Raw genomic sequence first — 24760 nt, 5'->3', positions numbered from 1 at the left:
ACGCCTGGTAAGCAGAGTTTTTGAAATGTAAGGCCTTTGAATAAGACAAAAGGCTGCCTCATCGCTAACTTTGCAACAGTGCCCTCTGGGAGACTACCCCAGCCTCTCCACCTTCGTTTCTCCTTCCACCATCGACAGCTGATACAGCGAAAACGATCTCTGTTTCTCAATTAAATTCGCCAGTTCCGGCGAGTGGCTGGTCAGCCAAATTTGCGAGTAGCGGCTGGCCTCGGCGATTAAGCTCGCCAGCGCGGGCAGCATCTGCGGATGCAGGCTGTTTTCCGGTTCGTTGAGGGCGATAAAGGCCGGTGGACGCGGGCTTAATAGCGCCACCGCCAGGCACAGAAAACGCAGAGTGCCGTCGGAGAATTCCGCCGGCTCCAGCGGTCTGCTTAGCCCTTCACGCTGCATCATCATCCGGAAGCGTCCGCCGGTGTTGTCGCTGTAAAACACGCAGCCGGGGAAGGCCTGGTCGAGGATGCGCATCAGCAGCAGCTCGTCGCCAATTTCCACGATGGTCTGAAACGCCGCCGCCAGGTTTGCGCCGTCGCTGGCCAGCACTGGGGAGCGGAAACCGACCTGAGGCGCGCGCATGGCCGAGCCGATTGATACAGAAAACTCCTGATAAAAGCGCCAGTTACGCAGCGACTCGCGCATCTGCGACACTTCCGGGTAAAGATGCGGCTCGCCAAGCTGGCCGAACACCGATTCGTTCTCATACAGCGTGCCGCTGTGGGTGACTTTCTCGTGATGCACGTTGTTCAGAAATACGGCCTGATTTTTACGCTTCATCAGCTGTGACGACGGGCGGCGGTATTGACCACTCAGCCAGATGGACTCTTCTTTGATCACCGGATCGAGTTGAAACTGTGAGGGGTAAGGCAGTTTTTCGACAAAGCCTACCTGCAGCTCGTATTCGTAGGTTTCGGTTTCAACGGCCAAATTCATCCGCCGCAGCTGGTCGCTGCGGGTTTTGCCTGCCCAGAACACTTTTAAAATCCCACCCTCGTTCGCCAGTGCCTGCGAAAACTGCCCCTGTGCGGCGCTGTGCATCAGGTGGATCGCCTTGTAGATATTGGATTTTCCGGTGCCGTTTGGGCCAAAGACGATGTTGAGCTGTTCCAGCTCCAGCGACATTTCGCGAATCGAGCGGTAGTTTTGAATGTGCAGGGTGGTGATCACAGGCAGTCCCTTTTTGCGTTACAATCCTGTACATAATTACAGTCTTTTGTGTGGAATGCAAAAAAGAGACGACAGTGAGGGTGTCGTCTAAACGGGGTACTGCTTTGGGCCTCTGTGGGTCAAACGGGCCTTCGCATTTTTATCGTCAGGTTACTGCCAGACGCAGACCCAAATCATCAGGATAGGGATCAAAGTAGTTTTGCGTCATCAGATACCGGTCAGGGTATTCGGCCATGTAGTGTTTCAGTAGCGTCAACGGCGCGAGGATGGGTAGCAGCCCGTCGCGATAGTGCAGGATCACATCGCGCAGCTCGACGCGCTGGCGGCTGTTCAGCTGGTTACGGAAATAGCCCTGGATATGCATTAGCACGTTGGTATGGTTTTTCCGCGAGGCGGGCTTTTTCAGGATGGTCATCAGCTTTTCGCGGTACGCCACGAAGAACGCGTCCAGATCTTCCCATTCATGCAGCGACGCAACGAACGGGCCAATCTCGCGGTAGCCCGCCTGATGGTGCGCCAGAAGCTGCAATTTATAGCGGCTGTGGAAATCCAGCAGCGCGCGGCGCGTCAGGCCTTTAGCGCGCAGCGTGTTCAGCTCGTGCAGGGCAAATACCCGCTCGATAAAGTTTTCCCGCAGCACCGGGTCGTGCAGCCGACCGTCTTCCTCCACGGGCAGCCACGGGTAGGTTTCAAGCAGGGCGGCGGTGAACAGCCCGACACCCTCCTTGCGGCCCCGGTTGCCGTTTTCATCATATAGCCGCACGCGTTCCATGCCGCAGCTTGGCGATTTCGCGCAGACGATAAATCCCGACAGATCGCCGATTTTTGGCAGATAGTCCGCCGTAAAGTCGGCCATTTTCTGCGTTATATCATCATGGGGCGGCTTGCTGAAGCGGAGCTGCGTTTCGCCGCTGTCCGTCAGCGTCAGGCGTATGGCCGGGCGTGGCGTCGGCAGGCCAATCGCCATTTCCGGGCAGACGGGCCTGAAACTCACCCACTGGGCCAGTTCATCCATGACAAAGCCCATACGCTTGTGTCCGCCGTCGAAGCGAACGGCAGACCCGGTCAAACATCCGCTAATACCGAGCACAGGTTTTGTTGTCATGGTGTGGTCCTCCCGTTCTTCTCTTTAAAACTTACACAACATAACTAATTTGTCCAAGTATTAGCGGAATTATTTTTTATTTGCCTTTAAAATCAACGTTTCTTAACTGCCCTTGTAAGTTGAATAACCGTATTGGCTCAGCAGGAGAGGGATGTGCAGCTTTTCGTTGGTCCGGGTTACGGTGAACAGCACCGGGATCTCCGGGAAGAAGGAGTCCAGCTTCTTCCCGTGGAAGTAATCTGCGGTTTTAAAGGCCACTTTATAGACGCCGGGCTGCATATCCTGATCCTCCGGATAAAGCGATTTGATGCGGCCGTCATGGTCAGTTTTGCCGCTGGCAATTGGGGTCCATTTGTCCTGCTGCTGTTTTTCCAGCGTGACGGTAACGTCCGATGGCGGCATCCCGGTTTGCTGGTCAAGAATGTGTACGCTCAGCGTGCCGGCAGGGGCGCTAAAGGCGGCAGGGGCAAAGGCCAGGGTGGTCAGCATCAGCAGAGAGGCAGTTTTTTTCATTGTGTTTTCCTGTGGGGTTGTCGGTCACAGGAAAACGTTAGCATTTGTGGCGCGGGAAAATATTCAACTTTTCGTGAAGATTCCCGCAGGAGAAAATGATTAGAGGATAATCACTTCAAGCGATACCTGCTGCTGCCACTGCTCGATCTGCTTTTTGCGCGCGGCGGTGAGTTTACCGCGCGTGACCAGAAGCCAGTGGCGGTCCGGGAAAATCTCCGGGGCCAGCGTGGCGGGCGGCGTGGGTAAAATATCGATACGGTGGCCTTGCCCGGTGCGGGTTAAGGCTTCGAGCCAGACTTCGCACGGGTCATTCAGGTTCCAGCCGCTGAGCAGGATGTTGTCGCCCGGCGCTTTTTTATCGCCTTCCAAGCAAAACGAGGTGTAGGCGATGATGATGCCGTCGAGGATCTCCCGCAGGGTCATGGCGGCGGCGACGTTTGCCGACACCTGACTGCGCAGCGGACGCAGCACGTTCGCGACCAGTTCTGGTCTTGGGTACTCGCGTCCTGCGTCGTAAATCATCTGACGCAGGGACTCGATTTTGCCGTCCTGCAGGCGCTGTAACATGCTCTGCTGCAGCGTGAGCCAGTTGTTGGTCAGGCGCGACGTAGGGCGCTCCAGCAGCGGTTTGACCTGGCCAATCGGGACGCCTTTTTTTACCCAGTCGAGGATTTTTAGCGCCTGCTGGACGTCCTCATCGCTGTACTGGCGGTGGCCGCCCTCCGTGCGCTGAGGCTTGAGTAAGCCGTAGCGCCGCTGCCAGGCCCGCAGCGTGGTGGCGGTGATCCCGCTGAGTCTGGCGAATTCGCCGATGGAGTAAGCCATGTCCGTGTCCAGAGTTGAGGAATACTCTCAATATACTACGAATTTTCGCGGATGGGATGAAGCGCCGCCGCGGTGCACTACACTTAATTTCCAACCGTGCAAATGAAAGGAATTCTCATGAAGCTATGGCCTGTTGTGACCGGTGTTGCCATTGCCCTGACGCTGGTAGCCTGTAAATCCCCTACCCCACCGAAGGGCGTGCAGCCCATTTCCGGTTTTGACGCCAGCCGCTATCTTGGCAAATGGTACGAAGTCGCTCGCCTGGAAAACCGCTTTGAACGCGGCCTAGAGCAGGTTACCGCCACCTACGGCAAGCGCAGCGACGGCGGCATCAGCGTGCTTAACCGCGGCTACGACCCTGTGAAGAACAAGTGGAATGAGAGCGAGGGTAAAGCCTACTTTACCGGCGAACCGACCACGGCCGCGCTGAAGGTGTCCTTCTTGGGGTCAGTTTGGATATAGAGAATTATTGTACGGTAAGCCTGTTTTTTGAACAGGCTTACCTGTAGCAATAGGGTGTACTCCCGCGCTATACAGCGTTTTCAGGGGATTTTGTCTTAATCGGATAACCTAAATGCGATACAGCAAGAGCGACAACCTAAAAGCGATAGCCAATGACGATAAATCAATCACTTACGTATCCGAATTGGTTAAATAATGTGCTTAACGTACAAAAATTTCCGATCTCCAAACTGACCCCTAAATAGGCTGATTCGATGTGTTTGCGGGAAAAAAATCGGCCCAGATCCGCGAAATTTTAATCAGCGAGTCAGCTTGGGAAGAAATAACCTGCTTATTCGCACCTTCCCTAGCCAACACCTTTCTGCCATTCGGCTCCCGTTTCCTGATCGCATTTAACAGTGTGAAGCTGGCGCCGGGTTATACAGACAGCTGCAGTCTCATCCTGCCGGGCTAAACCTGCAGTACACAGGGGAACGGATACCGTCAGGTAACATGACCGTCTCAGCACCCGATTGAGATTTTCGTAAGGGATATAGAGCGTTACTGAAAAATTGACTGTGGCATGTTATCCCCCATGGAATGGTGAACAGACCAGGGATTACCCCCATTAAACCCGCATTCCGTAGTCAATATCTGCGTATCATGACCCGAAATCACATATGACAGTCAATATTGTTCGATCCGGGCAGACATGATAGAGAATAAATATTGACTGCGGTATGCGTGATGCATATCACAGTCAATGGAATGTCCTTAGCGGCATACGGCAGTCATGATATGCATATCGCAGTCAATTTTCTGGCTTCATCGCTGAGAGGGCTTCAGCCAGTTTAAGAGGATCGATGCCAGCAGCCTTCAGCGCCTTAATGACTTCGTCATAATTTTGCTCTGGCGCCTTCTCTTCTTCCTCTTTGCGCGGAACCTTCACAGGACTACTGATGAGTTTGGGGTTGCGATAATGCACGCTGAAATAGGTGGCTCGGCCACGTTTAAACTCGGTGTAATCCAGATAACCAATATCACGCAGCTGCTCCATCGCCTTACGCACCGTGTGGTTCTGTGTATAGACATTTGAGGTGAGATTCAGCCGGTCACGCATCCGTTTCATGGAAATAGGTGCAGGATTCTGGGGAAGACTTTCGATGTAGGTATAAAGCGCCTGGGCTGATTCCTTGCGCTGCAGGGCGTCAATGGCTTTCAGCCGCAGCAGTACCCTTCTGTCCATGTGGTAAAGCTCAAACAGCTTAGGTTCAGCCTTGATCTCAACGATATCCTCGTTGATGTCATAATAGGCTGACTGCACCAGATGGGTGGTCCATCCTTTGGTCTCGCTCTGGAACTTCAGCGTAACCGAGGCGAGTTTAAACAGGGAATTACTGATGCGATCGCGCATTTTTTTGTTTGAACGACGGGAGTCAAATCCGCACATCTTAACGAATTCGACGAACGACAGTTCCAGGGTGTCACTTTTTACCCCATACTCCGACATGGAGCGAATTATCCCCAGCCAGACTTTAAAATCCGTGTCCATATCAAGACGCGAACCGGTGATCTTAACGTCAGTGTATCCTTCGCTTTTGGCAATGGCCAGCTGTACAAGCTCCTCAGTCGCGTCTGTAACGTTTTTCCGGTTCGCCTTGCTCTTCCCTGTTGATTTCAGAGTTGGGACGAAGAGACCGAGTCTCATGAGCGCTACTGGCTGCACGGTACTGGTGCTGTTGACATCCAGCTTAACAACTTCACCGGTTGTCTTATCAACTTCCTGAAGGTTCAGAAGTAAGCTATTATTTTCGCTCGTCATCTTGATCCTCAACGGTTATCCACAAAAGGATGTAGTAATACGTATCGCAGTCAACGGATATACATACCTCAGTAAATACCGTTGCATATCACAGTATTAGATTATGCATATAACAGTCAACATTTTACATTCCGCAGTCGATCCAGACAGACGTTAAAGCCAGTTACAGCGCATGCTGGAGCGATCCGGGGATCTCTTTTGGATCTCACTATGATCTCCTTGGGATCAATTATTGGATCGAGACCATGAATAACCCAGATACAAGGCCGGAAGCGCCACACCAGATATCCAGACCCCTGGCCTGATTTTCCTGAATACGCTCTGGAAGATTGAGATCTACAGGTACAACAATGAAACATTGACTGCGGTATGCTGAGTCGTCTTTCCTACAGATGCGGTAAGCATCATACCATAGTCAATATATTACATACCGCAGTCAATTTCATTATAACTGGCTGATCCCGAGTCATCTTTAGCAACCCGACGTACGTGCAATCTGTGAGTTCTGTGATTTTCCGCTTCCTCGCCGCTTTCTCACTGTGTGAGATCGCTTACTGCGGCGAGCGGCAGTGATTAATATTGACTGCGGTATGTACTCTTTTGTAATCCCCTGCGTTCTTTCATTACCCAATGTGGTTCACTTTGCACTTTTTCGTGTGCTTTGCGATTTTATTGTTGCTTTGCAATAAATTCCAAGATTTAATAAAATAATGCAAAGTGATGATTAAAGGATGTTCAGTATGGGACTCATGGATACACTCAACCAGTGCATAAGTGCTGGTCATGAAATGACGAAAGCAATCGCCATTGCACAGTTTAATGATGACAGTCCGGAAGCCCGGAAAATAACCCGGCGCTGGAGGATTGGTGAAGCGGCAGATTTAGTTGGCGTGTCATCTCAGGCTATCAGGGATGCCGAGAAAGCTGGCCGGCTGCCGCACCCTGATATGGAAACCCGTGGGAGAGTTGAGCAACGCGTTGGTTATACCATCGAACAAATCAATCACATGCGGGATGTATTTGGTACACGACTGCGCCGTGCTGAAGATGCGTTTCCGCCGGTGATTGGCGTTGCAGCTCACAAAGGTGGTGTTTACAAAACCTCAGTATCCGTTCACCTGGCTCAGGATCTTGCTCTGAAAGGACTCCGTGTTCTGCTTGTTGAAGGCAATGACCCACAGGGAACTGCTTCTATGTATCACGGATGGGTGCCCGATCTTCATATTCATGCTGAGGACACTCTCCTGCCCTTTTATCTTGGGGAAAAGGATGACGCCAGCTACGCTATAAAGCCCACCTGCTGGCCTGGCCTTGATATCATCCCGTCCTGTCTGGCACTGCACCGCATTGAAACCGAGCTGATGGGGAAATTTGACGAAGGCAAATTACCTGCTGACCCGCACCTGATGCTCCGTCTGGCCATTGAAACTGTCGCTCATGATTATGACGTGATAGTTATCGACAGTGCACCCAACCTTGGTATCGGTACGATAAATGTTGTATGCGCTGCTGATGTTCTGATTGTCCCTACTCCGGCAGAGCTGTTCGACTACACCTCCGCACTGCAGTTTTTCGATATGCTTCGTGACCTGCTTAAGAACGTGGATCTTAAAGGCTTCGAGCCAGATGTCCGTATTCTGCTTACCAAATACAGTAATAATAATGGCTCACAGTCCCCGTGGATGGAAGAACAAATTCGGGATGCCTGGGGAAGCATGGTCCTTAAAAATGTTGTGCGCGAAACGGATGAAGTCGGTAAAGGTCAGATCCGTATGAGAACCGTTTTTGAACAGGCTATTGATCAACGTTCTTCAACCGGTGCCTGGCGTAATGCCCTCTCTATCTGGGAGCCTGTTTGCAATGAGATTTTTGATCGTCTGATTAAACCACGCTGGGAGATTAGATAATGAAGCGTGCTCCTGTCATTCCAAGACATACCACACATAGTCAATCGACTGAAGATACTTCATCACCGGCGCCGGCCGCGCCGATGGTGGATTCATTAATTGCGCGCGTGGGTGCTATGGCCCGCGGTAATGCAATCTCTCTTCCGGTATGTGGACGGGAAGTGAAATTTACCCTTGAGGTGCTCCGGGGAGACTCTGTTGAGAGCGCTTCACGCGTATGGTCAGGCAATGAGCGCGATCAGGAACTACTTACCGAAGATGCTCTGGATGATCTCATTCCTTCATTTTTACTGACCGGTCAGCAGACTCCAGCTTTCGGCCGCCGGGTTTCTGATGTCATAGAAATTGCCGACGGCAGCCGTCGCCGTAAAGCCGCAATCCTGACGGAAAGTGATTATCGCGTTCTGGTTGGTGAACTGGACGATGAGCAGATGGCTGCATTGTCCCGACTGGGTAACGATTATCGGCCGACGAGTGCTTATGAACGTGGCCTGCGTTATACAAGCCGGCTGCAGAATGAGTTTGCAGGAAATATTTCTGCGCTTGCCGATGCGGAAAACATCTCTCGTAAGATCATTACCCGCTGTATCAATACGGCCAAATTGCCTAAATCCGTTGTTGCCCTGTTTGCACATCCTGGAGAACTGTCTGCCCGGTCAGGTGAAGCCCTTCAGAAGGCTTTTGCAGATAAAGAAGAATTACTGAAGCAGCAGGCTGAGACTCTCCACGATCAGAAGAAAGCGGGACTAATCTTTGAAGCTGAAGAGGTCATTAGTCTTTTAACATCCGTACTGAAACAATCTCCCGCATCAAGAGTTAATCTGAGCTCACGTCATCAGTTTGCTCCAGGGGCAACAGCATTGTATAAGGGCGATAAAATGGTGCTTAACCTGGATAGGTCCCGCATTCCTGCGGAGTGTATAGAGAAAATAGAAGCCATTCTTAAGGAGCTTGAGAAACCAGGAGTCTGATGCGGACACGCTTTAGTCTACGGTGATCTCCCTTTACTTCATTTCCTTTCTCACAGGCCAGAAAACATAACTGGCCTGAATATTCTCTCTGGGACCACGGTCCCACCTGTATCGCCGCTCAGGTTATCTCCCTGGGACCACGGTCCCACCTGCGTCGTCGGTCAGCTTATCTGCCTGGGACCACGGTCCCACCTGTATCGCCGGTCAGGTTATCTGCCTGGGACCACGGTCCCACCTGCATCGCCGGTCAGCTTATCTGCCTGGGACCACGGTCCCACCTGTATCGCCGGTCAGGTTATCTGCCTGGGACCACGGTCCCACCTGCATCGTCTGTCAGCTTATCTGCCTGGGACCACGGTCCCACCTGTATCGCCGGTCAGGTTATCTGTCTGGGACCACGGTGCCACCTGTATCGCCGGTCAGGTTATCTGCCTGGGACCACGGTCCCACCTGCATCGTCGGCACATTATTAGTTAGGGACAACGGTTCAATCAATGCCTGTCACGAACAGGTATTGGCTTGTCGCCAGCAACCCGTTGAGCGGAGTAATCACGCAGCAGGACGGCTGTTACAGGCGATGGTGAAAGCTCTGTTGGGATCTGAACGAAGCATGTTGAGTGAAATTTGCAAAATTTCGCAGAGTATGCGGCTTCATCTTTAAATTTCCGCCAGCATTTTTAAAGCCAGCTACCGACGCTGCGCGTTGGCCGGCCCTTCGTCCGGCGGGTAACCAGTACCGGCCGATCTTACGACCCTGGATGAACATCATCCCGTCAGCAGCGTCTCCACTGTGATGTCGTTTTTCACACTGTCCGATCACAAAATAGAACGGGCAGGGACAACATATGGTAGGAAAAGCAGCTGCCAGAGACACAATATATTGATTACCCACAGTAACGGGGGATAACCATGTGGGTAACATATTGAAAGTGCAACACGTTATCTGATTAATTGACTTTGTAAACGCCGCTGAACCATGAAAAAAAACCGGGGGAATCATCACAGCGCATAAACATACCGTTTTGTTTTTGGGTGACGGCAAGGAGGCCCCTTTTATCACCACATACCTTGTCAAAGGTTTCCATTTCTATCCTTATCAGGCTCTTGTCGTTATTTTCAGGAGAGATCCGGAGATGTTTTGTCAGCCAGACAGGATAGGTATCAGCGTTACGCCAGTACTGCAATTCAATCACTGAAGCCATTCCCCAGACAGCGAAGTATAAGAAAACCACACCTGCGATTTTGCTACCCATATTGTTCCTTAACATTGGCTTAATACATTCCTTGCTCCTCGCACCGGAGCACATCACAGATACTGATTGAGATCCACTTCACGCAGCGGCTGGTTTTGACGTTCTGTTATCGTTTGCACCAGGTCTTTTTCGTCCAGCTCATCGAGCATTTGTTCATACAAAGCCGCGGGCACACAATAAAAAACAGGGCGGTTACGGTCAATTATCTCGACCGGGTAGCCGCCGCGGGCACTGGCGGTGGCCACCGGATCGTTTTTAAGTTCGCTGACGCTGGCAGTCACATCACACAGAATGATATTTGTCATGGTTCCCCCCTGAGACAAGTCACCTGTATGATCGGTAAAGTAAGCTCTGGCGGCAAGTCCCTTCTGTCATTTCAACGGTCAGAAACGGGCAACCGGCAGCTCCTTCCAGCGTGTGGTATATGCCGGTGACAGCATCTCCCGTTTCATCTGCCAGTCCGGCGCAATACCCCGTCCGGCAAACCAGACTTTCCCGAGTCCGGAATGATTAATGCCGTCGAGTACCTTCATCAGCGCATCGCTGTGCGGCCGTGGCTGCACGTCATCGAACAGATTCAGCTGCGCGACGCCGTTCGGACTGAAATCATTGAGCATTATCCCCGCTTTTGCGTAGCGGTGGCCATCGAGCCATATCCTGTCCAGAGACCTGACCGCTGCCGCGATAATGTCCCGGGTGTCACGGGTAGGGGTGTTCAGTTTTTCCGTGGCCACGTTACCGTAATACGGCTCATTAACCGCAAAAGGGGATGTCTTGATGAAGGTGCTGATATGCCGGCAGTACTGTCGCTCACCGCGCAACTTTTCCGCCGCGCGCTCGGCATACTGGCAGACGGCCTGGCGCATTTCTCCGTAGGTGGTGATCCGCTGCCCGAAGCTGCGACTGCAGACAATCTGCTGTTTCGGCGGCGGCGCTTCCTCCAGCGAAATGCAACTCTCGCCGTTCAGCTCACGTACCGTGCGCTCCAGCACTACGTTGAAGTTTTTCCGGATAAATGTAGGGTTCGTCAGCGACAGCTGCAGGGCGGTGGTGATCCCCATAACGTGCAGCTTTTTCGCTATCCGGTTCCCCACGCCCCAGATTTCTTCCACCGGCTGCAGGCTGAGTAATTTTGCCGTTCTGCGTGGATTTTCGGGCGACAGCGCCAGCACCCCACTGAATTGTGGCCATTCCTTTGACGCCCACTGCGCCGATTTGGCCAGTGTTTTTGTGGCGCCGAAGCCGACACCGATCGTCAGTCCGGTTCCACTGAGAACATGCCCACGCAGCTGCCTGCCAAAATCCTCCAGATCCATACAGTGGCTAATTCCCCGGGCATCCAGGAAACATTCGTCAATTGAGTATTGTTCGACGCGGGGCGACAGCTCTTCCAGCAGGGCGACCACACGGTTACTCAGGCTCGCGTAGAGCTCGTAGTTGCTGGAAAAAACGTACAGTTTTTCAGGAAACTGCGCCTCTTTGAGCTGGAACCAGGGGGTTCCCATCTTTATACCCAGCCGTTTGGCTTCAGCACTCCGGGCAATAACGCAGCCATCGTTGTTACTGAGAACGACGACAGGTTTGCCGCGCAAATCCGGCCTGAAAACCTTCTCGCAACTGGCGTAGAAGGAGTTGACGTCTGCCAGGGCGAACATCAGTCTGCCCTCCGGGTTTTATGAATGAAGGCCGTCACCACGCCGAAAATTTGCAGAGTTTCCGGATCCGGGTACAGGGAAGGGAAGTCCGGGTTCATCGCCTGCAGGGCTGGCCGCGGCGTCAGAAGCAGGCGTTTTACCGTAAATTCACCCTCAATTTCCGCGATAACAATATCCCCGTGCCGCGGCTGTTCTGCTTTATCCACGACCATCAGATCGCCGGAATAGAGGCCAATATCAGTCATTGAGTTGCCAATCGCTCTGACAAAATAGGTGGAGTGGCGCCGGTGAATGCAGTACTCATTCAGATCCAGTTCAGACTCAGTATAGTTTGCTGCCGGTGACGGAAAACCCGCAGGGCATCGCTCTGTGAACAAAGGAATTTTTACTATGCTGGCTTCTGATACTGCAGGAATGAACTTCATCGTTTTTTCCCTCGCTTAAAACTGTATATGCATGGGTCTTCCCTTGTTGTGGTGGCTGAAGGCATGATAATGGTGTATTTAATCGCCAGAGGTCACCGCCATGGACGAAAAGTCCCTCTACGCTCATATTCTCAACCTGTCCGATCCGTGGCAGGTAAAGTCCCTTTCTCTCGATGAAAATGCCGGTTCTGTTACTGTCACTATTGAGATCGCTGAAAACACCCGGCTAGCCTGTCCGACCTGCGGTAAATCCTGTTCTGTTCACGATCACCGTCATCGTAAATGGCGCCATCTTGATACCTGCCAGTTCACCACTATTGTTGAAGCCGATGTTCCACGAATTATGTGTCCGGAGCATGGCTGCCTGACGTTGCCTGTTCCGTGGGCTGGCCCCGGAAGCCGGTATACGTTGCTATTCGAATCGTTCGTTCTCTCATGGCTGAAAATCAGCACCGTTGATGCTGTCAGGAAGCAACTTAAGCTCAGTTGGAATGCGGTTGACGGCATTATGACCCGGGCAGTTAAGCGAGGTCTTGCCCGGATAAAAAAGCCATTATCCGCCCGTCATATGAATGTGGATGAGGTCGCCTTTAAAAAAGGACATCGTTACATAACGGTGATCTCCGATCGCGATGGTCGGGCGCTGGCCTTAACGGATGATCGCGGCACAGAGAGTCTTGCCGGCTATCTTCGCACGCTCACTGATGGGCAGTTGCTGGCTATCAAAACGCTCTCAATGGACATGAACGCGGGCTATATAAGAGCAGCGCGTATCCACTTACCCAGTGCGGTTGAGAAAATCGCCTTTGACCGCTTCCATGTGGCGAAGCAACTGGGCGAGGTAGTTGATAAAACCCGTCAGAATGAACATCCGCACCTCCCTGTTGAAAGCCGACACCAGGCAAAAGGAACCCGCTTCCTGTGGCAGTACAGCGATAAGTGGATGACCGAATCCCGGCAGGAAAAGCTGATGTGGCTGCGTGCACAGATGAAGCTGACGAGCCAGTGCTGGGCGCTGAAAGAGCTGGCAAAGGATATCTGGAACAGGCCATGGAGCGAGGAAAGACGGAGTGACTGGCAGAGATGGTTGGCGCTGGCGGCTAACAGTGACGTTCCCATGATGAAAAATGCCGCGAAAACGATAGGAAAAAGGCTGTAGGGGATCCTGAATGCGATGCGACACAGTGTCTCAAACGGAAATGCGGAGGCACTTAACAGCAAGATCAGGCTGCTGAGGATAAAAGCCAGGGGATACCGAAACCGGGAGCGCTTTAAACTGGGGGTGATGTTCCACTACGGAAAGCTGAATATGGCGTTCTGAGCCTTCCCACCATGATCGGGGAAGACCCATATGCATACAGTATAAGGGGCGGTGAAATTTCTGCAAGTGATGGGGGGATAGCCGGTCAGAACGTCCCCGAAAACAAACCGCCCCCGGTTTCAGGAAGGGCGAACTGACCGGCAGAGGCAGTGTAACACCGCATGTCACAAAGGCAGCACTGACGTCGTCAGTGCTTTTTTTACCCGTCCTCCCGGACGCTGAAGGGCAGTTTCACCCGTGCAGCTAAAGGGGCGGTAAGTCCGGGTGTGCACATCGTCATTTTCTCCTGTGATGCCTTTCTCCTGCGTATCAGCTTCCGGTAATCGTCCCCCGTCACAACCTGGACAGCAAGGGTAAATGGCACGCTGCGCGCCCTTGCTGACCAGAACGACTCCGGGCAGGCCGAACCGTCAGGCGATACGAAGACGAAATTCACACTGACGGAGAAACAGCCATGACGATGAACCTGCACACTCAGACAACCGCCCCTAAAGCTTCACAGGCGACCAGCGTATCCCCGCTGGAGCAGTCAGGCTCCTCAAAAACGAAATTTTCCAGGGGCAAAAGCAAAGCCCGTGCTGGCGCAGTCAAAACAGACCTTTACCAGACAGTAACGGACAGCATCATTGCAGCCCTGGAAAGCGGCGTTAAGCCGTGGGTGTGTCCGTGGGTTCGCAACGGCGCAGCGGTGGGATTACCGGCCAACTTCAGCACCGGCACGGCATACAGCGGAATTAATATCATGCTGCTGTGGTGTAGTGCGGCAAAACAGGGTTTTCAGGACGAGCGCTGGCTGACCTACAAACAGGCGCAGGAGCTGGGCGGCCAGGTTCGTAAAGGTGAACACGGCACGACGGCCATCTTTTACAAGACGCTGGAGAAAGAGGACGAGGACGGGGAAATCGAAAAAATCCCGATGCTGAAAGCCTTTACCGTGTTTAACGTGGAGCAAATCGACGGCCTGAGCATCGAGAGCGTGCCGCAGCCGGTTGCCGGTTTCGATCCGCTGCCGCAGGCGGAAGCACTCATGATCCGGAGCGGGGCAAAAATCACCGAGCAGGGCGTAAAGGCGTTCTATCGTCCGGCCACCGATGAAATCGTCCTGCCGGAGCGGTTCCGCTTCGCGGACGCGGCGAACTTCTACGCCACCGGCCTGCATGAGCTGGTTCACTGGACGGGTGCAGCGTCCCGCCTCAATCGTGAAAAAGGCAATAAGTTTGGCTCTGAGGCGTATGCGTTTGAGGAACTGATCGCCGAGCTGGGCAGCGCGTTTCTGTTGGCGGATTTGGGGATTACGGGAGAGGTGCAGCATGAAAGCTATATCGCGTCCTGGCTGAAAGCGCTGAAGGGAGACAAGCGCTACATCTTTAAAGCGGCGGCAGCGGCCTCAAAAGCGCACCGCTGGCTGATGGACTGCTGACAGCTGGAGCCCTGCGGTGCAGGGCTTCAGAATTTTTGAAAGAGAGAGAATCAGGGAGGGAATTATATAAGTCACTGTTTTTTAGAATTCTGTAACGCGGCCGGCCTCAGCTGCAGGACGTCCTGCAGCTGAGGCCGGCACGGAAAAATAAACCGGACAGATTCAAAAAAAATGAACCCTTTTTCAGGCGGTAGCCGTTACGTATCCGGGATACGTAACGGCGCGATGTCTTACGTAAAAAATGACGTAACGGCTTTCGCCGCCGCAGCTAAAGGGGCGGTAAGTCCGGGTGTGCACATCGTCATTTTCTCCTGTGATGCCTTTCTCCTGCGTATCAGCTTCCGGTAATCGTCCCCCGTCACAACCTGGACAGCAAGGGTAAATGGCACGCTGCGCGCCCTTGCTGACCAGAACGACTCCGGGCAGGCCGAACCGTCAGGCGATACGAAGACGAAATTCACACTGACGGAGAAACGACCATGACGATGAACCTGCACACCCCGACAACCGCCCCTAAAGCTGCACCGGCGACCAGCGTATCCCCGCTGGAGCAGTCAGGCTCCCCAAAAACGAAATTTCCTGAAATCAAAACCGTCAAAACGGCGGTGGTTAAACTGATCAGCGACATCGAGGGCAACCTCGATCAGCGTCTGGTATATCGCGAGGCCGTAGAGGGATTGTGCCAGGAGGCGGCCAACCGGATAACCCAGTGCATGCATTCACGCAGTACAGGGCAGACGCTACGTGATCTCCGCGAGCTGCTGTCGGTGACGCTGGACACCATTATCGTGGTGGAGTTTGAAGGGGAGCAGACCCGTCTCAACTATGGCGGACGTTCAGCAGAAGACGTGATCGCCATGCTGAAAGCGCTGCATCTTGAAGGACGCAAAGCCTGGCTGGAAGTGGAGTAAAAAAAAAGCCCCGTCCGCAGACGGGGCTGATTCAGTACAGGGCATTCAGCGGGATGCCCTCATCCCACAGGCGGTTAAATTCTCGCTGGTACGCCTCCGCCAGCTGCGGCGCATCCTCGATCAGCAGCACGTTTTCCGCGTTGCGCGAAACGGCGCTTGCCGTGTAGTTAAACGACCCGGTCTGGACGTTTTTGCCGTCGATCACCATAAACTTGTTGTGCATGATGGCGTAACGGCCGTTAAGGTGCACCGGCACGCCCTGGTTTATCAGATACGTCACGGAGGTGTAGCGGTCGCTGTTCGCCTTTTCGTCGGCCACCACGCGCACGGCCACGCCGCGCCGGTTAGCACCGGCGAGCGCCGTCGCGACCGGCTTACTGGTGAAGCTGTAGGCCGCGACGTCAATGCTCTGCCTGGCGTTGTTTATGGCGCCGAGCACGATTTCAAGAGCAGGGCGCCCGTCAGACGGCGAAAAACCCGCCGTCAGGACGGGCGCGGCGGTGGCGAACGCGGGCACGCAGAGGGCGGCGGCCAGCACCAGAAGGGTGGTTTTACGCATAGTTGTCCAGCTCCAGGTTTTTCAGTTCATCGAGGGTGTAAAAGCGGAAAACGTCGCGGTGTTTTGCCTCCAGTTGCACATGCTGGTTTTTCACGATCACGCTGGCGATGCTGTCGAAAATAATCTTCAGGGCGCGCTTTTTCGCCTCGTCCGGGGCGACGTAAAACGCGTACCGCCATTTTTTATCGCTGATAGCCAGCAGGTGGCTCGCCATGATGGACTGATAGCGCGCCTTTGTTTTGATACGTCGTTCGGTTTCAACGGCGATCAGCCTGCCGTCCGGCAGGCTGATAAGCCCGTCGGGACGGTGTTTGACGCTGTACTGACTGAGGAACGTTGAACGGTCGCCGTTAATCCACCCTGTCGCGCCGTTCTTCTCCAGCGTAAGGCGCACTAGCTGGTTATCAAGGTGATGGTCGAGTGACCAGCCGGTCAGGCGGTAGGGTTCAAAGCGGGCGGGCATTATGTTGTCGTCCGCCGTGAGGATAACGGCCAGCCCGTCGGTGGTAATGCCCCACAGGGATATTCTCGACGCGCGGGATTCATGCACGTGCTTCTGAATCAGCCCCATTTTCTCCACCTTCTCCAACAACCGGTAGAGAGGGCGGTCAGATTTAAAATCAAAAAGCAGCTTTATGATTTGAAAATCGCTGTAGGTTTCCTCCTTGAGAAAATTCAGCAGTACGCGAATTTTTTCAGTGCTGCGTGCATAACGTTCCTGATACGACGAAATAAGCATAGAAACTCCTTATTTTATAAATCCAGCAACGAATGTATTTCGTCATTTGGAGCGGGCTGTGATGCCATCAGCCACTCCTCGTCAGGTTGCACCGGCGGAGTGGGTATTGGCGTTGCTGAGGGTTTTTTGGTGGTTGTTGCGCTGACCGGAATAATGTCAGGTGCCGGAACTGCCGGAGCCGTTTTATCAAAATCCAGATCCAGCACCGGTTTAACTTCTGCCACCGTAGCGACTGCGACCGGCGGCAGGGTAAACAGCTCCAGTGGGGCTTTTTTAACCTTGAGCGGTGAGATTAACGACGGGAACGCGAGCGCGTTCTGGCTGAAGATATAGCTGACGAACTTCGGCAGGTTCTGGAGCATATTGCTGTCGATGTAATAGCTTTCCGCCTGCCGAAGCATGCGCTCGTTATCGACTTTTTCTGTCAGCACCGCCGTGGTGGTGACTTTCCGGCTTTCATCATCGACTAAAATCGTGCCCGACATGCGCGCAATCCATTCGGCGGTGTCTGGATCCTGAAGTTTATATACCAGCTTAAACTTGCAGTTTTCCACAACCGCCCCAACCACGGCGTCGCCGTTTAAATCCGCCGGACAGTCGCGCAGGTCGGCAATTGACTGGTGCGCCATTAATATATGGACGCCTTTATCGCGTGCCGCGCCTAACCCTTCGAGCGCCGGTTTGGACAGGTGATATTTCACCTCGTCCTTAAAGATGGCGATGGGGCGGATATTCCCCGCGACGCGGTCGCGCAATTCCGCGAGCTGGAACAGGCGAACTAAAATCATGCGCTGCGCGGTAATGATTTTAGAGTTACGCATCGAACCGATGATATAGCAGCAGCCGCCCTTGTCGAAAATCTCCTTCAGCGCAAAACCGCCTGGCGCGTTAATGCTGTTGAGCATTGCCAGCTCCTCGGTTTTACCGTGAAAGGCTTTAATCGTCTCGCCAATGCCCTGAACATAATCGCCGTTATAAATATCCCGCACGGTTGCGCCCGGATTATCCTTCACGAACTGCGCCGCCGTTCTCGCCGCCTTGCGGTCGTCGATACGGTAAAAATCCGCCGCCTCGCCTTTTTCCGCCAGACTGAAACCGGCCACGAATAATTCCTCCAGATGGTCGGCGGTGATACCGTCGATAAGGTTCATCTGGTATTCCTGTTTATTCAGGTCGATAAGCACAAAGGGTTTTCCGGCGTCCGCGCACGCTTTTTTATACAGGTGCGGTGCCCACTCGTCGTTTTTGGGGTCGAGAACAAAAACGCCCTCGTCGGCGAGGATGCTCTGATAAAGCAGAATACCGGTTACGACGCCTTTACCGGCACCAGTGGTGCCGATAATGTCGGCGTGCTGGGTCTGCCATTCTTTTAACGGAATATATTGCGGCTCACCCTCGCGGCTCAGCCCGATAAAAATCCCCTTATTCAGATCGATGTAATCCATCGGATCGTATTCTGTGGTGACGGGTAAAATTTCTTTTACCCGGCGAACGTCGGTTCTGCGGTCGCGCTCCATGCTGGTTTTTTTCACCATGCCGCATTTGACCTTATCAAATTCAGGCGAGATCAAACGCCGTAAAACCACGTGCAGAATAAAACCGGCGACGGTAAACAGTAGCGCCATTGTCCAGGTAAGCAGCGGCGGACTGGCGATATCTTCCCGGCCATAAATGCGCTGTAAAAACCAGACGGCCACTGGCGCTATCGAGCCGAAAACAAAACAGATCATGGAAAGCAGAATTAAGATCCTTTGCAGAAACGTCGGCTTTTCCTGACCGCCGTGTTTCGCAGAAAATATAAAAGGCAGCATGACGCCGGACAGCAGCGCTAACGCCAGTTGATGCGCCTGCAAAAAGGCGATAAAGGCCAGGACGGCATTTGCTATCGGCGACAGCAAATGATTCAGTTTGTCGAATATCACGATATTCTCCTTCACTTAAATTCGGTCAGCACCATCGGTCAGTCAGAACGGTCACAGGTTGTGATCGTTCTGACTGACCGATTCCATGCTGCAAAAGAAGTGGCCGCTAAGCGGCCATGATCGCAGGAGGTACACTCCCGCGATCTAACGGCGTGCGGCATTACGCGCGGGCTGGACGCCCTTACTGCATGTCGCATGGGGGTAATGTCCTGGCTGAACGCCCGGCCAAAACCCCCAAGGTCAAAAGAGGCCACACCGTCGCGCGCTACGCGCGACCACCCCCTAAAAGACGCCTGTTTTAGCCCTTTTCTTCGCCTTGTTCGTTCCTCACAAGACGAATTAAAGGGAAACTAGGCTTTTTAGGGGGTGGTCGCGCCACGCTACCGGCTTTTGGCCGGAGACTTAGGCACGACGGTGTGGGGGGCAAGCCCCCCAAATAAACCGACGCGTGGGCGCGTCTTTTTGCTCGCTGGGGCGGCAAAATTTATTCGGCCCCCCCCGGCTTTTTTCGGCTCACTTGGGGTGAGCGCTCAAAAAGTGGAATCGGCGACGCAAATTAGCAATTTCTTCGAAATTGAATTTACTCGCCTCCTGCCACTTCGCAGACTCAGGCGGCCTGTCGATTAGCAATTTTTTCAAAATTGAATCGCCATGCTCGCCAGTCTTCGAAGCCCGAAAAGCCAGGTCAAAACCGACCCTGTGCCGTTGTTAGTCGGTGGTAATAAGGAAGGATTCAAGAGGTTTTCCGGCGTCAAGTTCTTGCTGAATTACAACCGGCACGCGTCCGACGCCTGACCATTTTTTATGCACGCCGTTTTCAAAATACTGATATTTAGCTTTGCGTTTTGCCGACTTTTTGGCGGGAGTTGTACTAACCAGCTCTGTCGGTGAAAAGCCCTCCGATTCAATCAGCGCCAGCAATTCATTGCGCTTTTCTTCCCGCTGTCGGCGTAGCTTTTCCTGCTCGATATGCTCTGCGCGTTTTTCATCAAGCGCTGCTGAAATACGTGCACTCAGCATCTCCAGAAAGGCAAAATCACTTTCACGTAAAAACTTTTTCAGCGCGCGCTCTGAGGTTAATTCGTCCTGGATACGGTTCATAATTTCAGCTCCTTCGGCATAGATACGTTCAATCCTTTCAGCGGATCGCGTGGTGGATATTCAAAACCGAGTTCCCCGGTTTGCGCGTTTTTCAGCGTGACGATCATCGAATAGGTGTCGTCGTTTTTCTTCGATTTAAAACCTTTAATAACGTCGGTTTTGCCCTTGCCGATTAACTTCTCGGCCTGTTTTTCCGTCAGCTTTTTGCCGCGCACTTCCAGCCATATTTTGAACTGACAGCCCGTACAGGCGCAGGTTTTCGGCGTCATAACCAGCTCAGAACCGCACGACGGACATTTAACCGCGAGGCGGTTAAGCGCCGTTTTAACGGGATGTTTTTCCGTCGCGCTGATGGCAATATCGGCGCTCTCAACCAGGCGGGAAACTTCCGCGTAAAGACCATCAATAAAGCGCTCGATGGTCATTTCGCCGGTTTCAACCGCCGCCTGTTTTTCAGCCCATACGGCGGTCATATCCGGCTGCGTCACCGAGTCGGGCAGGGCATCAATTAACGCCAGCCCGGCGGCAGTTGGGATAAATTTGCCCTTTTCCACGGTGATGTAATCGCGGGTTTTCAGCGTCTCAATAATAGCCGCGCGGGTCGCCGGTGTGCCGATGCCGCCGTGTTCATCTTTTTTGTCTTTATCCTTCTCCTTGAGCAATTTTTTAATGCGCGGATCGGCGACAAAATCGGCCACGCGAACGAGGGCAGCGAGCAGGGTCGCCTCGGTAAACAGCGGCAGCGGTTTAGTTTTTTTCTCCGAAATCACCACCTCGCGGCAGGTTAATGTCGCCCCGGTTTGCAGGCGGCTGATGGCCTCAAACGAGGTGCTGTTTTCGTCCTCCTCGTCGTCTTCTTCCGCGTCGTTCAGGAACGTCGTAAAACCCGCATCGGTGATTTTACGCGCCGAGACTTTAAACATCTCGTCACCGCATTTAATCTCCGCGATCGACTCGTCATAGCGCTTTTTCGCCACGAACTGCGCGAGATAAAACTGCGCGATGGTGAGATAAACCGCCTTTTCCTTGTCGGTAAGGCGGCTTAAATCCGGCATGTTCGTCGTCGGGATAATGGCGGTGTGGGCGGTGACTTTTTTACTGTCAAACGCCGCACTTTTTTGCGCCGTGTCGGTGGTAAGGCCGTTAAAAACGTCGAGCGTTTTTAAGGCCGCCACCACCTGTGGCGCGTCGTTGAATTGTTCATCGGACAGATAAGAACAGTCAGAGCGGTTGTAGGTAATGTATTTACTGTCCTTGAGCTTCTGCGTGATATCGAGCGTCTGCTGCGCGGTCAGTTTGTGCCTGCGGTTCATATACACCTGGAGGCGCAGCAGGTTAAACGGCAGCGGTGCGGCCGTGGTTTTTCCCCGGTCGGTGGCGGCCGCGAGCACGCTGGCCGGTTTTCCGGCCAGAGCCCTCGCGAGTCCTTCCCCCCAGGCCTTATCCGTCAGCCGCTTTTTATCGTCCACCGGCGCGTATTCGGACGTCTGCCAGCGGGCGCAGACAACGTCCGTACCGCTGATAAACTGCCCTGCGAGCTGGTAGTAAAACGCCTCGCTGTGCGCCTGATTGTCGCGCCACCGGCGCACAATCATTCCCAGCACCGGCGTCTGGACGCGGCCAACCGAAATCGTGCCCTTATAGCCCTTATCGCGGGCTTTGAGGGTGTAACAGCGGCTCATACTGAAGCCAAAAATCGCGTCTCCTGCGCTGCGCATCAGGGCTTTCAGGTACATCCCACGAAAATCGCTGTTATCGCGCAGGGAGTTGATGGCTTTTTTCACCGCTGGCGCGGTGTTGTCGTTAATAAGCGCCCGTTTCACCGGCGCGGTGTTTCCGGCGAACTCCAGCACCTCGTCAACCAGGAGCTGCCCCTCGTCGTCCGGGTCGCCGCAGTGGACAACCATTTTGATATCCGGGCGCCGAATCAGCTTCACCAGGGTATTAGCCTGCTTTGCCACGCTCGCTTTTGGCTGAAGCTGTACCGGGTACAGCTTCAGCGGCAGGGTGTCGAGCGACCAGGTGGCGTAGGCCGGGTTGATCGTCTCCGGGGGCACCATTTCCAGCACGTGGCCGACGCAGTAGCTCACGATATCGGTCGCCGATTCGGCATAGCCGTCGTGCCGGGTGAAGTTGCCGCCCAGCGCTTTCGCGATATCGCTCGCGACTGCGGGTTTTTCTGCAATCCACAGTCTCATTCTTGATCTCTCCTGATTTCATCCATCGTTTCGAAGTACATCATTCGACTTTCCTGAAAGTCGTTATCAGACAGACTAAAGCCATGATCCGCCGCTACTGTCATGAACGTCTCAGCATCACGGACGCTGAGACTGGTCAGAACATCGTGCAATTCGCACAGGGCGCGATATTGGTAGATTTCGTAATGCAGGCCGCAGCCGCGATGCGCTTCTTTCTCGATGCGAGAAATCAGGCTCGCGGCACTAACGGAATCACCACGCACATGCGGCCACGGCGGGGCTATAAATCCGGTTTTTGTTGCCATTGGAGTGCATCCTTATCGTTGAGTTTTTCCCATTCCGCCGCCTCGTCGTCGCTCAGCGGAACGGTGTAAAAGAAGACCGGCATACTGAGCACGGAGCGGAAGAACGACTGACGTTCTGCTGGTAATGCCTGGAAGGTCGGCGAGTGCTGCGCGGCGAGCTGGACGAGTTCGGACGTGTTGGCCTGAAAATGATCCTGTTTCTGGCTGATTTCCGACAAAACGAGCAGCACCGTCTGCAAATCACCTGCAGGAAGCTCCTCATCTTTCAGCAGCCCGGAAAAGTTATTAATAGAAACGGTTTGATTAATCACGTGGTGTCTCCTTTACGGCTGCCGTTTTACCAACCGTTCATACGGCCAAATTTCGAGATGATCTTGCCGACAATGGCGCTGTCAGCGGACGGGCAGGCGCTCAGTTTTTTCTGCCGCGCTGCGGCGGTGTGATCGGGTAAAAACGACCCCTTTTTTTTCTTTTTGATGCTCATGAAATTTTTGTACATCGGGTCACACTCGGCGGGACTGCTGCCGTCGAGCTTTCCGGCCAGGCACAGCACCATCGCGCACGGGTCATTCGGGTCGGCATTCTGGCCATCGGCGGCGAACGCCGGAGAAGTAAGGGCGCACAGCAGCGCCGCCGTGATTACGGTGTGTTTCATGATGATTTCCTCTGAAGGGAAGCAGGGCGCTAACGCCCGTTGGTTGTTCAACGTCGGTGACGGTCTGAAGGACTCAGACCGTCACCGACGTTATCGGTAGAAGACGATTTCTGAGGTGTCGCAGGTCAGGCAGCCGGAGCGGGGGCGAAACTCCACCACACCCTTGTAGCCGCCCTCGCGGAGCCAGGTTTTGGCCGCAAAGAAGCGCTGGCCGTCCGGGGCATTTACTACCGCGCGCGAGGCGTGCGCAACCGCGTACCACTGTGCGGCCGGGTAAATCCCGCCGGGTTCAAAACGCGTAAGCACCTGCGACCAGTGCCCTTCCGTCACCGGCGAGGCCACGATAAGACGGTTGGGTTCCCATACCGGCCGGGTGGTCGTTACCGGCTGCGCCGGTTGTGACCAGTCAACGGCCGCAGGCTCCGGTGGCGAAGAACAGCCCGCCAGGAGGACGACGATCGCCGTCAGGCCGGTCAGTTTAGGCAGCATCATTGAAACTCTCCTTCATAGCCTGCATGTGCAGGGGTTTAAAATAGACGTCGCTCATGCGGCGCACGTTGCCGTGAACGTCCACGCTCACAATGACGTCGACGCAGTGCAGTACCTTGCGCAGCAGCACGTCAACCGGCATGCCCCGGCACGCCGGATGCTCGTAGCAGCGGTCAATCAGCCCGGAGATACACTCGCGCGGGCTGCCCGCGTGCAGGGAGGACATAAACCCCTCGTGCCCGGACTCAATCAGCTTGAGTGCGTCCCACGCCTCGCGGCCACGCACCTCGGCGAGCAGGGGGCGGTCGGGGTTCATACGGTAAATCGCGCGCACCAGGCGATCAGAGGTGACTATTGCGCCCTCTCCGGCGTCCGCCGGGTAGAACAGATGAACGTAGTTTTTCTGGCTGTAAAACTTCAGCTCCGGGTTGTCCTCGATGGTGATAAGGCGCAGCGTCTCGGGAATGTAGTGCAGCAGCATCTTCATGTAGGTGGTTTTCCCAGAGCCTGTTTCCCCCACCACAAAGAGCGTTTTGCCGTACTCCACGCACTTTTCCATAAAAAGCGGGATATTCCCGGACAGGTATATGCGGCTCAGCTCCCCGTCTTTTGATTCCACCTTTTCTGTACCCTGCACCCGGTCATAAAACCCGGCATCGATATACGACTGATGGGTGCGCTGGAAGTAGTCCGGCTTACGCAGGGTGATTGAGATGGTGTTACGCTCACAGGCCGGGGGCACCACTATCTGGCAGCGTTCTCCTGTAGGGAGCGTGGCCGAGAGGATAGGCGACGTTTCATCAATGGTGTCGTTGTTCCACACGGCCAGCGCCCTGGCAAAGGACGAGCACTGGCGCAGCGTGACCGGCGAGGCGTGCATTTCCCACGCCCCGTTGATTTTTGTGTGCAGCTCTCCGGGGCGGTTGATGGCAATTTCCGTCAGCCCCTCCCGGCTCAGGTAGTCCCCGAACAACAGATCGCGCAGGTGTGACAGCGCGACGTTGCCCTCTGACGGGGTATCAGTCAGTTTATCGTCCATCG

The 24760-nt window shown here is 54.0% G+C and carries 24 protein-coding genes and 2 pseudogenes; 7 read left to right on the top strand and 19 right to left on the bottom strand.

Annotated features, from left to right (window positions below; genetic code table 11):
- Positions 1 to 93: 93 nt before the first annotated feature.
- From GFB57_RS25715 to GFB57_RS25700, 4 genes are all read right to left on the bottom strand, one after another.
- Positions 94 to 1182, bottom strand: coding sequence for an AAA family ATPase (locus GFB57_RS25715; protein ID WP_000633445.1), 1089 nt, complete (start codon positions 1180 to 1182; stop codon positions 94 to 96).
- Positions 1183 to 1327: 145 nt separating this feature from the next.
- Entirely contained in the window at positions 1328 to 2287 is a 960-nt protein-coding gene (locus tag GFB57_RS25710; RefSeq protein WP_000208728.1) for a DUF523 and DUF1722 domain-containing protein, read from the bottom strand.
- Between the two features lie 102 nt (positions 2288 to 2389).
- Positions 2390 to 2800 carry a hydroxyisourate hydrolase gene (gene uraH, locus GFB57_RS25705; protein WP_000750473.1) on the bottom strand — a complete coding sequence of 137 codons (411 nt, stop codon included), beginning with the start codon at positions 2798 to 2800 and terminating at the stop codon, positions 2390 to 2392.
- Between the two features lie 99 nt (positions 2801 to 2899).
- Positions 2900 to 3625, bottom strand: a complete 726-nt coding sequence (locus GFB57_RS25700) for a MerR family transcriptional regulator (protein ID WP_000331736.1) — start codon at positions 3623 to 3625, stop codon at positions 2900 to 2902.
- A 117-nt stretch (positions 3626 to 3742) separates the two neighbouring features.
- On the opposite strand from GFB57_RS25700, the pseudogene GFB57_RS25695 reads away from it, so the two are divergent.
- A pseudogene (locus tag GFB57_RS25695) lies at positions 3743 to 4066 on the top strand (lipocalin family protein); the annotation flags it as partial.
- An 811-nt stretch (positions 4067 to 4877) separates the two neighbouring features.
- Here GFB57_RS25695 and GFB57_RS25690 read toward each other — a convergent pair.
- Positions 4878 to 5888, bottom strand: a complete 1011-nt coding sequence (locus GFB57_RS25690) for a RepB family plasmid replication initiator protein (RefSeq protein ID WP_000200069.1) — start codon at positions 5886 to 5888, stop codon at positions 4878 to 4880.
- Between the two features lie 740 nt (positions 5889 to 6628).
- Here GFB57_RS25690 and sopA point away from each other — a divergent pair.
- Together sopA and GFB57_RS25680 are read left to right on the top strand one after the other, a co-directional pair.
- Positions 6629 to 7795 carry a plasmid-partitioning protein SopA gene (gene sopA, locus GFB57_RS25685; protein WP_000523812.1) on the top strand — a complete coding sequence of 389 codons (1167 nt, stop codon included), beginning with the start codon at positions 6629 to 6631 and terminating at the stop codon, positions 7793 to 7795.
- Positions 7795 to 8766: a ParB/RepB/Spo0J family plasmid partition protein gene (locus GFB57_RS25680; protein WP_000817037.1), complete on the top strand. Its 972-nt coding sequence runs from the start codon at positions 7795 to 7797 to the stop codon at positions 8764 to 8766. The genes sopA and GFB57_RS25680 overlap by 1 nt, the downstream gene beginning before the upstream one ends.
- 947 nt (positions 8767 to 9713) lie before the next feature.
- Here GFB57_RS25680 and GFB57_RS25675 read toward each other — a convergent pair.
- The 4 genes from GFB57_RS25675 to umuD all read right to left on the bottom strand — a co-directional run bounded on the left by GFB57_RS25675 (position 9714) and on the right by umuD (position 12099).
- Positions 9714 to 10019: a hypothetical protein gene (locus tag GFB57_RS25675; RefSeq protein ID WP_000534920.1), complete on the bottom strand. Its 306-nt coding sequence runs from the start codon at positions 10017 to 10019 to the stop codon at positions 9714 to 9716.
- Positions 10020 to 10072: 53 nt separating this feature from the next.
- Positions 10073 to 10324 (bottom strand): hypothetical protein, encoded by a 252-nt coding sequence (locus GFB57_RS25670; protein WP_000181753.1) that lies wholly within the window; start codon positions 10322 to 10324, stop codon positions 10073 to 10075.
- Between the two features lie 78 nt (positions 10325 to 10402).
- Positions 10403 to 11674, bottom strand: coding sequence for a Y-family DNA polymerase (locus GFB57_RS25665; RefSeq protein ID WP_000457544.1), 1272 nt, complete (start codon positions 11672 to 11674; stop codon positions 10403 to 10405).
- Positions 11674 to 12099 carry a translesion error-prone DNA polymerase V autoproteolytic subunit gene (umuD, locus tag GFB57_RS25660; RefSeq protein WP_000668788.1) on the bottom strand — a complete coding sequence of 142 codons (426 nt, stop codon included), beginning with the start codon at positions 12097 to 12099 and terminating at the stop codon, positions 11674 to 11676. Before umuD ends, GFB57_RS25665 begins: the two co-directional genes overlap by 1 nt.
- Positions 12100 to 12199: 100 nt before the next feature.
- On the opposite strand from umuD, the pseudogene GFB57_RS25655 reads away from it, so the two are divergent.
- The 4 genes and pseudogenes from GFB57_RS25655 to GFB57_RS25640 all read left to right on the top strand — a co-directional run bounded on the left by GFB57_RS25655 (position 12200) and on the right by GFB57_RS25640 (position 15751).
- Positions 12200 to 13420, top strand: a pseudogene (locus GFB57_RS25655) (ISL3-like element ISKox3 family transposase).
- A 454-nt stretch (positions 13421 to 13874) separates the two neighbouring features.
- Positions 13875 to 14840 (top strand): zincin-like metallopeptidase domain-containing protein, encoded by a 966-nt coding sequence (locus GFB57_RS25650; RefSeq protein ID WP_001743098.1) that lies wholly within the window; start codon positions 13875 to 13877, stop codon positions 14838 to 14840.
- A 171-nt stretch (positions 14841 to 15011) separates the two neighbouring features.
- Positions 15012 to 15188, top strand: a complete 177-nt coding sequence (locus tag GFB57_RS25645; protein WP_013438824.1) for a hypothetical protein — start codon at positions 15012 to 15014, stop codon at positions 15186 to 15188.
- 131 nt (positions 15189 to 15319) lie between these two features.
- A complete protein-coding gene (locus GFB57_RS25640; protein WP_001531161.1) occupies positions 15320 to 15751 on the top strand; it encodes a hypothetical protein in 432 nt (143 codons plus the stop codon).
- A 31-nt stretch (positions 15752 to 15782) separates the two neighbouring features.
- Here GFB57_RS25640 and GFB57_RS25635 read toward each other — a convergent pair whose 3' ends face one another.
- The 10 genes from GFB57_RS25635 to virB11 all read right to left on the bottom strand — a co-directional run bounded on the left by GFB57_RS25635 (position 15783) and on the right by virB11 (position 24758).
- The gene (locus GFB57_RS25635; protein WP_290367007.1) at positions 15783 to 16310 is read right to left on the bottom strand and encodes a phospholipase D family protein; all 528 of its coding nucleotides are present in this window, start codon (positions 16308 to 16310) and stop codon (positions 15783 to 15785) included.
- On the bottom strand, positions 16303 to 17049 hold the full coding sequence (gene mobC / locus GFB57_RS25630; RefSeq protein WP_000909125.1) for a MobC family replication-relaxation protein: 747 nt from the start codon (positions 17047 to 17049) through the stop codon (positions 16303 to 16305). Before mobC ends, GFB57_RS25635 begins: the two co-directional genes overlap by 8 nt.
- 14 nt (positions 17050 to 17063) lie before the next feature.
- Positions 17064 to 18971, bottom strand: a complete 1908-nt coding sequence (locus tag GFB57_RS25625) for a type IV secretion system DNA-binding domain-containing protein (protein WP_000575554.1) — start codon at positions 18969 to 18971, stop codon at positions 17064 to 17066.
- A 708-nt stretch (positions 18972 to 19679) separates the two neighbouring features.
- The gene (locus GFB57_RS25620; RefSeq protein WP_001079960.1) at positions 19680 to 20072 is read right to left on the bottom strand and encodes an H-NS family nucleoid-associated regulatory protein; all 393 of its coding nucleotides are present in this window, start codon (positions 20070 to 20072) and stop codon (positions 19680 to 19682) included.
- Positions 20069 to 22270, bottom strand: a complete 2202-nt coding sequence (locus tag GFB57_RS25615) for a type IA DNA topoisomerase (protein ID WP_001241818.1) — start codon at positions 22268 to 22270, stop codon at positions 20069 to 20071. The genes GFB57_RS25620 and GFB57_RS25615 overlap by 4 nt, the downstream gene beginning before the upstream one ends.
- Positions 22267 to 22575: a hypothetical protein gene (locus GFB57_RS25610; RefSeq protein WP_000212005.1), complete on the bottom strand. Its 309-nt coding sequence runs from the start codon at positions 22573 to 22575 to the stop codon at positions 22267 to 22269. Before GFB57_RS25610 ends, GFB57_RS25615 begins: the two co-directional genes overlap by 4 nt.
- Complete coding sequence (locus tag GFB57_RS25605; protein ID WP_000610141.1) at positions 22551 to 22886, bottom strand: hypothetical protein; 336 nt, start codon at positions 22884 to 22886, stop codon at positions 22551 to 22553. The genes GFB57_RS25610 and GFB57_RS25605 overlap by 25 nt, the downstream gene beginning before the upstream one ends.
- Before the next feature lie 26 nt (positions 22887 to 22912).
- Positions 22913 to 23230 carry a TrbM/KikA/MpfK family conjugal transfer protein gene (locus tag GFB57_RS25600; RefSeq protein WP_000683352.1) on the bottom strand — a complete coding sequence of 106 codons (318 nt, stop codon included), beginning with the start codon at positions 23228 to 23230 and terminating at the stop codon, positions 22913 to 22915.
- A 90-nt stretch (positions 23231 to 23320) separates the two neighbouring features.
- Positions 23321 to 23722 carry a cag pathogenicity island Cag12 family protein gene (locus GFB57_RS25595; RefSeq protein WP_000979494.1) on the bottom strand — a complete coding sequence of 134 codons (402 nt, stop codon included), beginning with the start codon at positions 23720 to 23722 and terminating at the stop codon, positions 23321 to 23323.
- On the bottom strand, positions 23709 to 24758 hold the full coding sequence (gene virB11, locus GFB57_RS25590) for a P-type DNA transfer ATPase VirB11 (protein ID WP_000342114.1): 1050 nt from the start codon (positions 24756 to 24758) through the stop codon (positions 23709 to 23711). Before virB11 ends, GFB57_RS25595 begins: the two co-directional genes overlap by 14 nt.
- Between the last annotated feature and the right edge of the window lie 2 nt (positions 24759 to 24760).

The organism is Citrobacter sp. S39 (assembly GCF_009495675.1).
In the GTDB taxonomy this organism is placed as follows: domain Bacteria; phylum Pseudomonadota; class Gammaproteobacteria; order Enterobacterales; family Enterobacteriaceae; genus Citrobacter; species Citrobacter freundii.
This window is presented reverse-complemented; position numbering and strand designations above follow the sequence as displayed.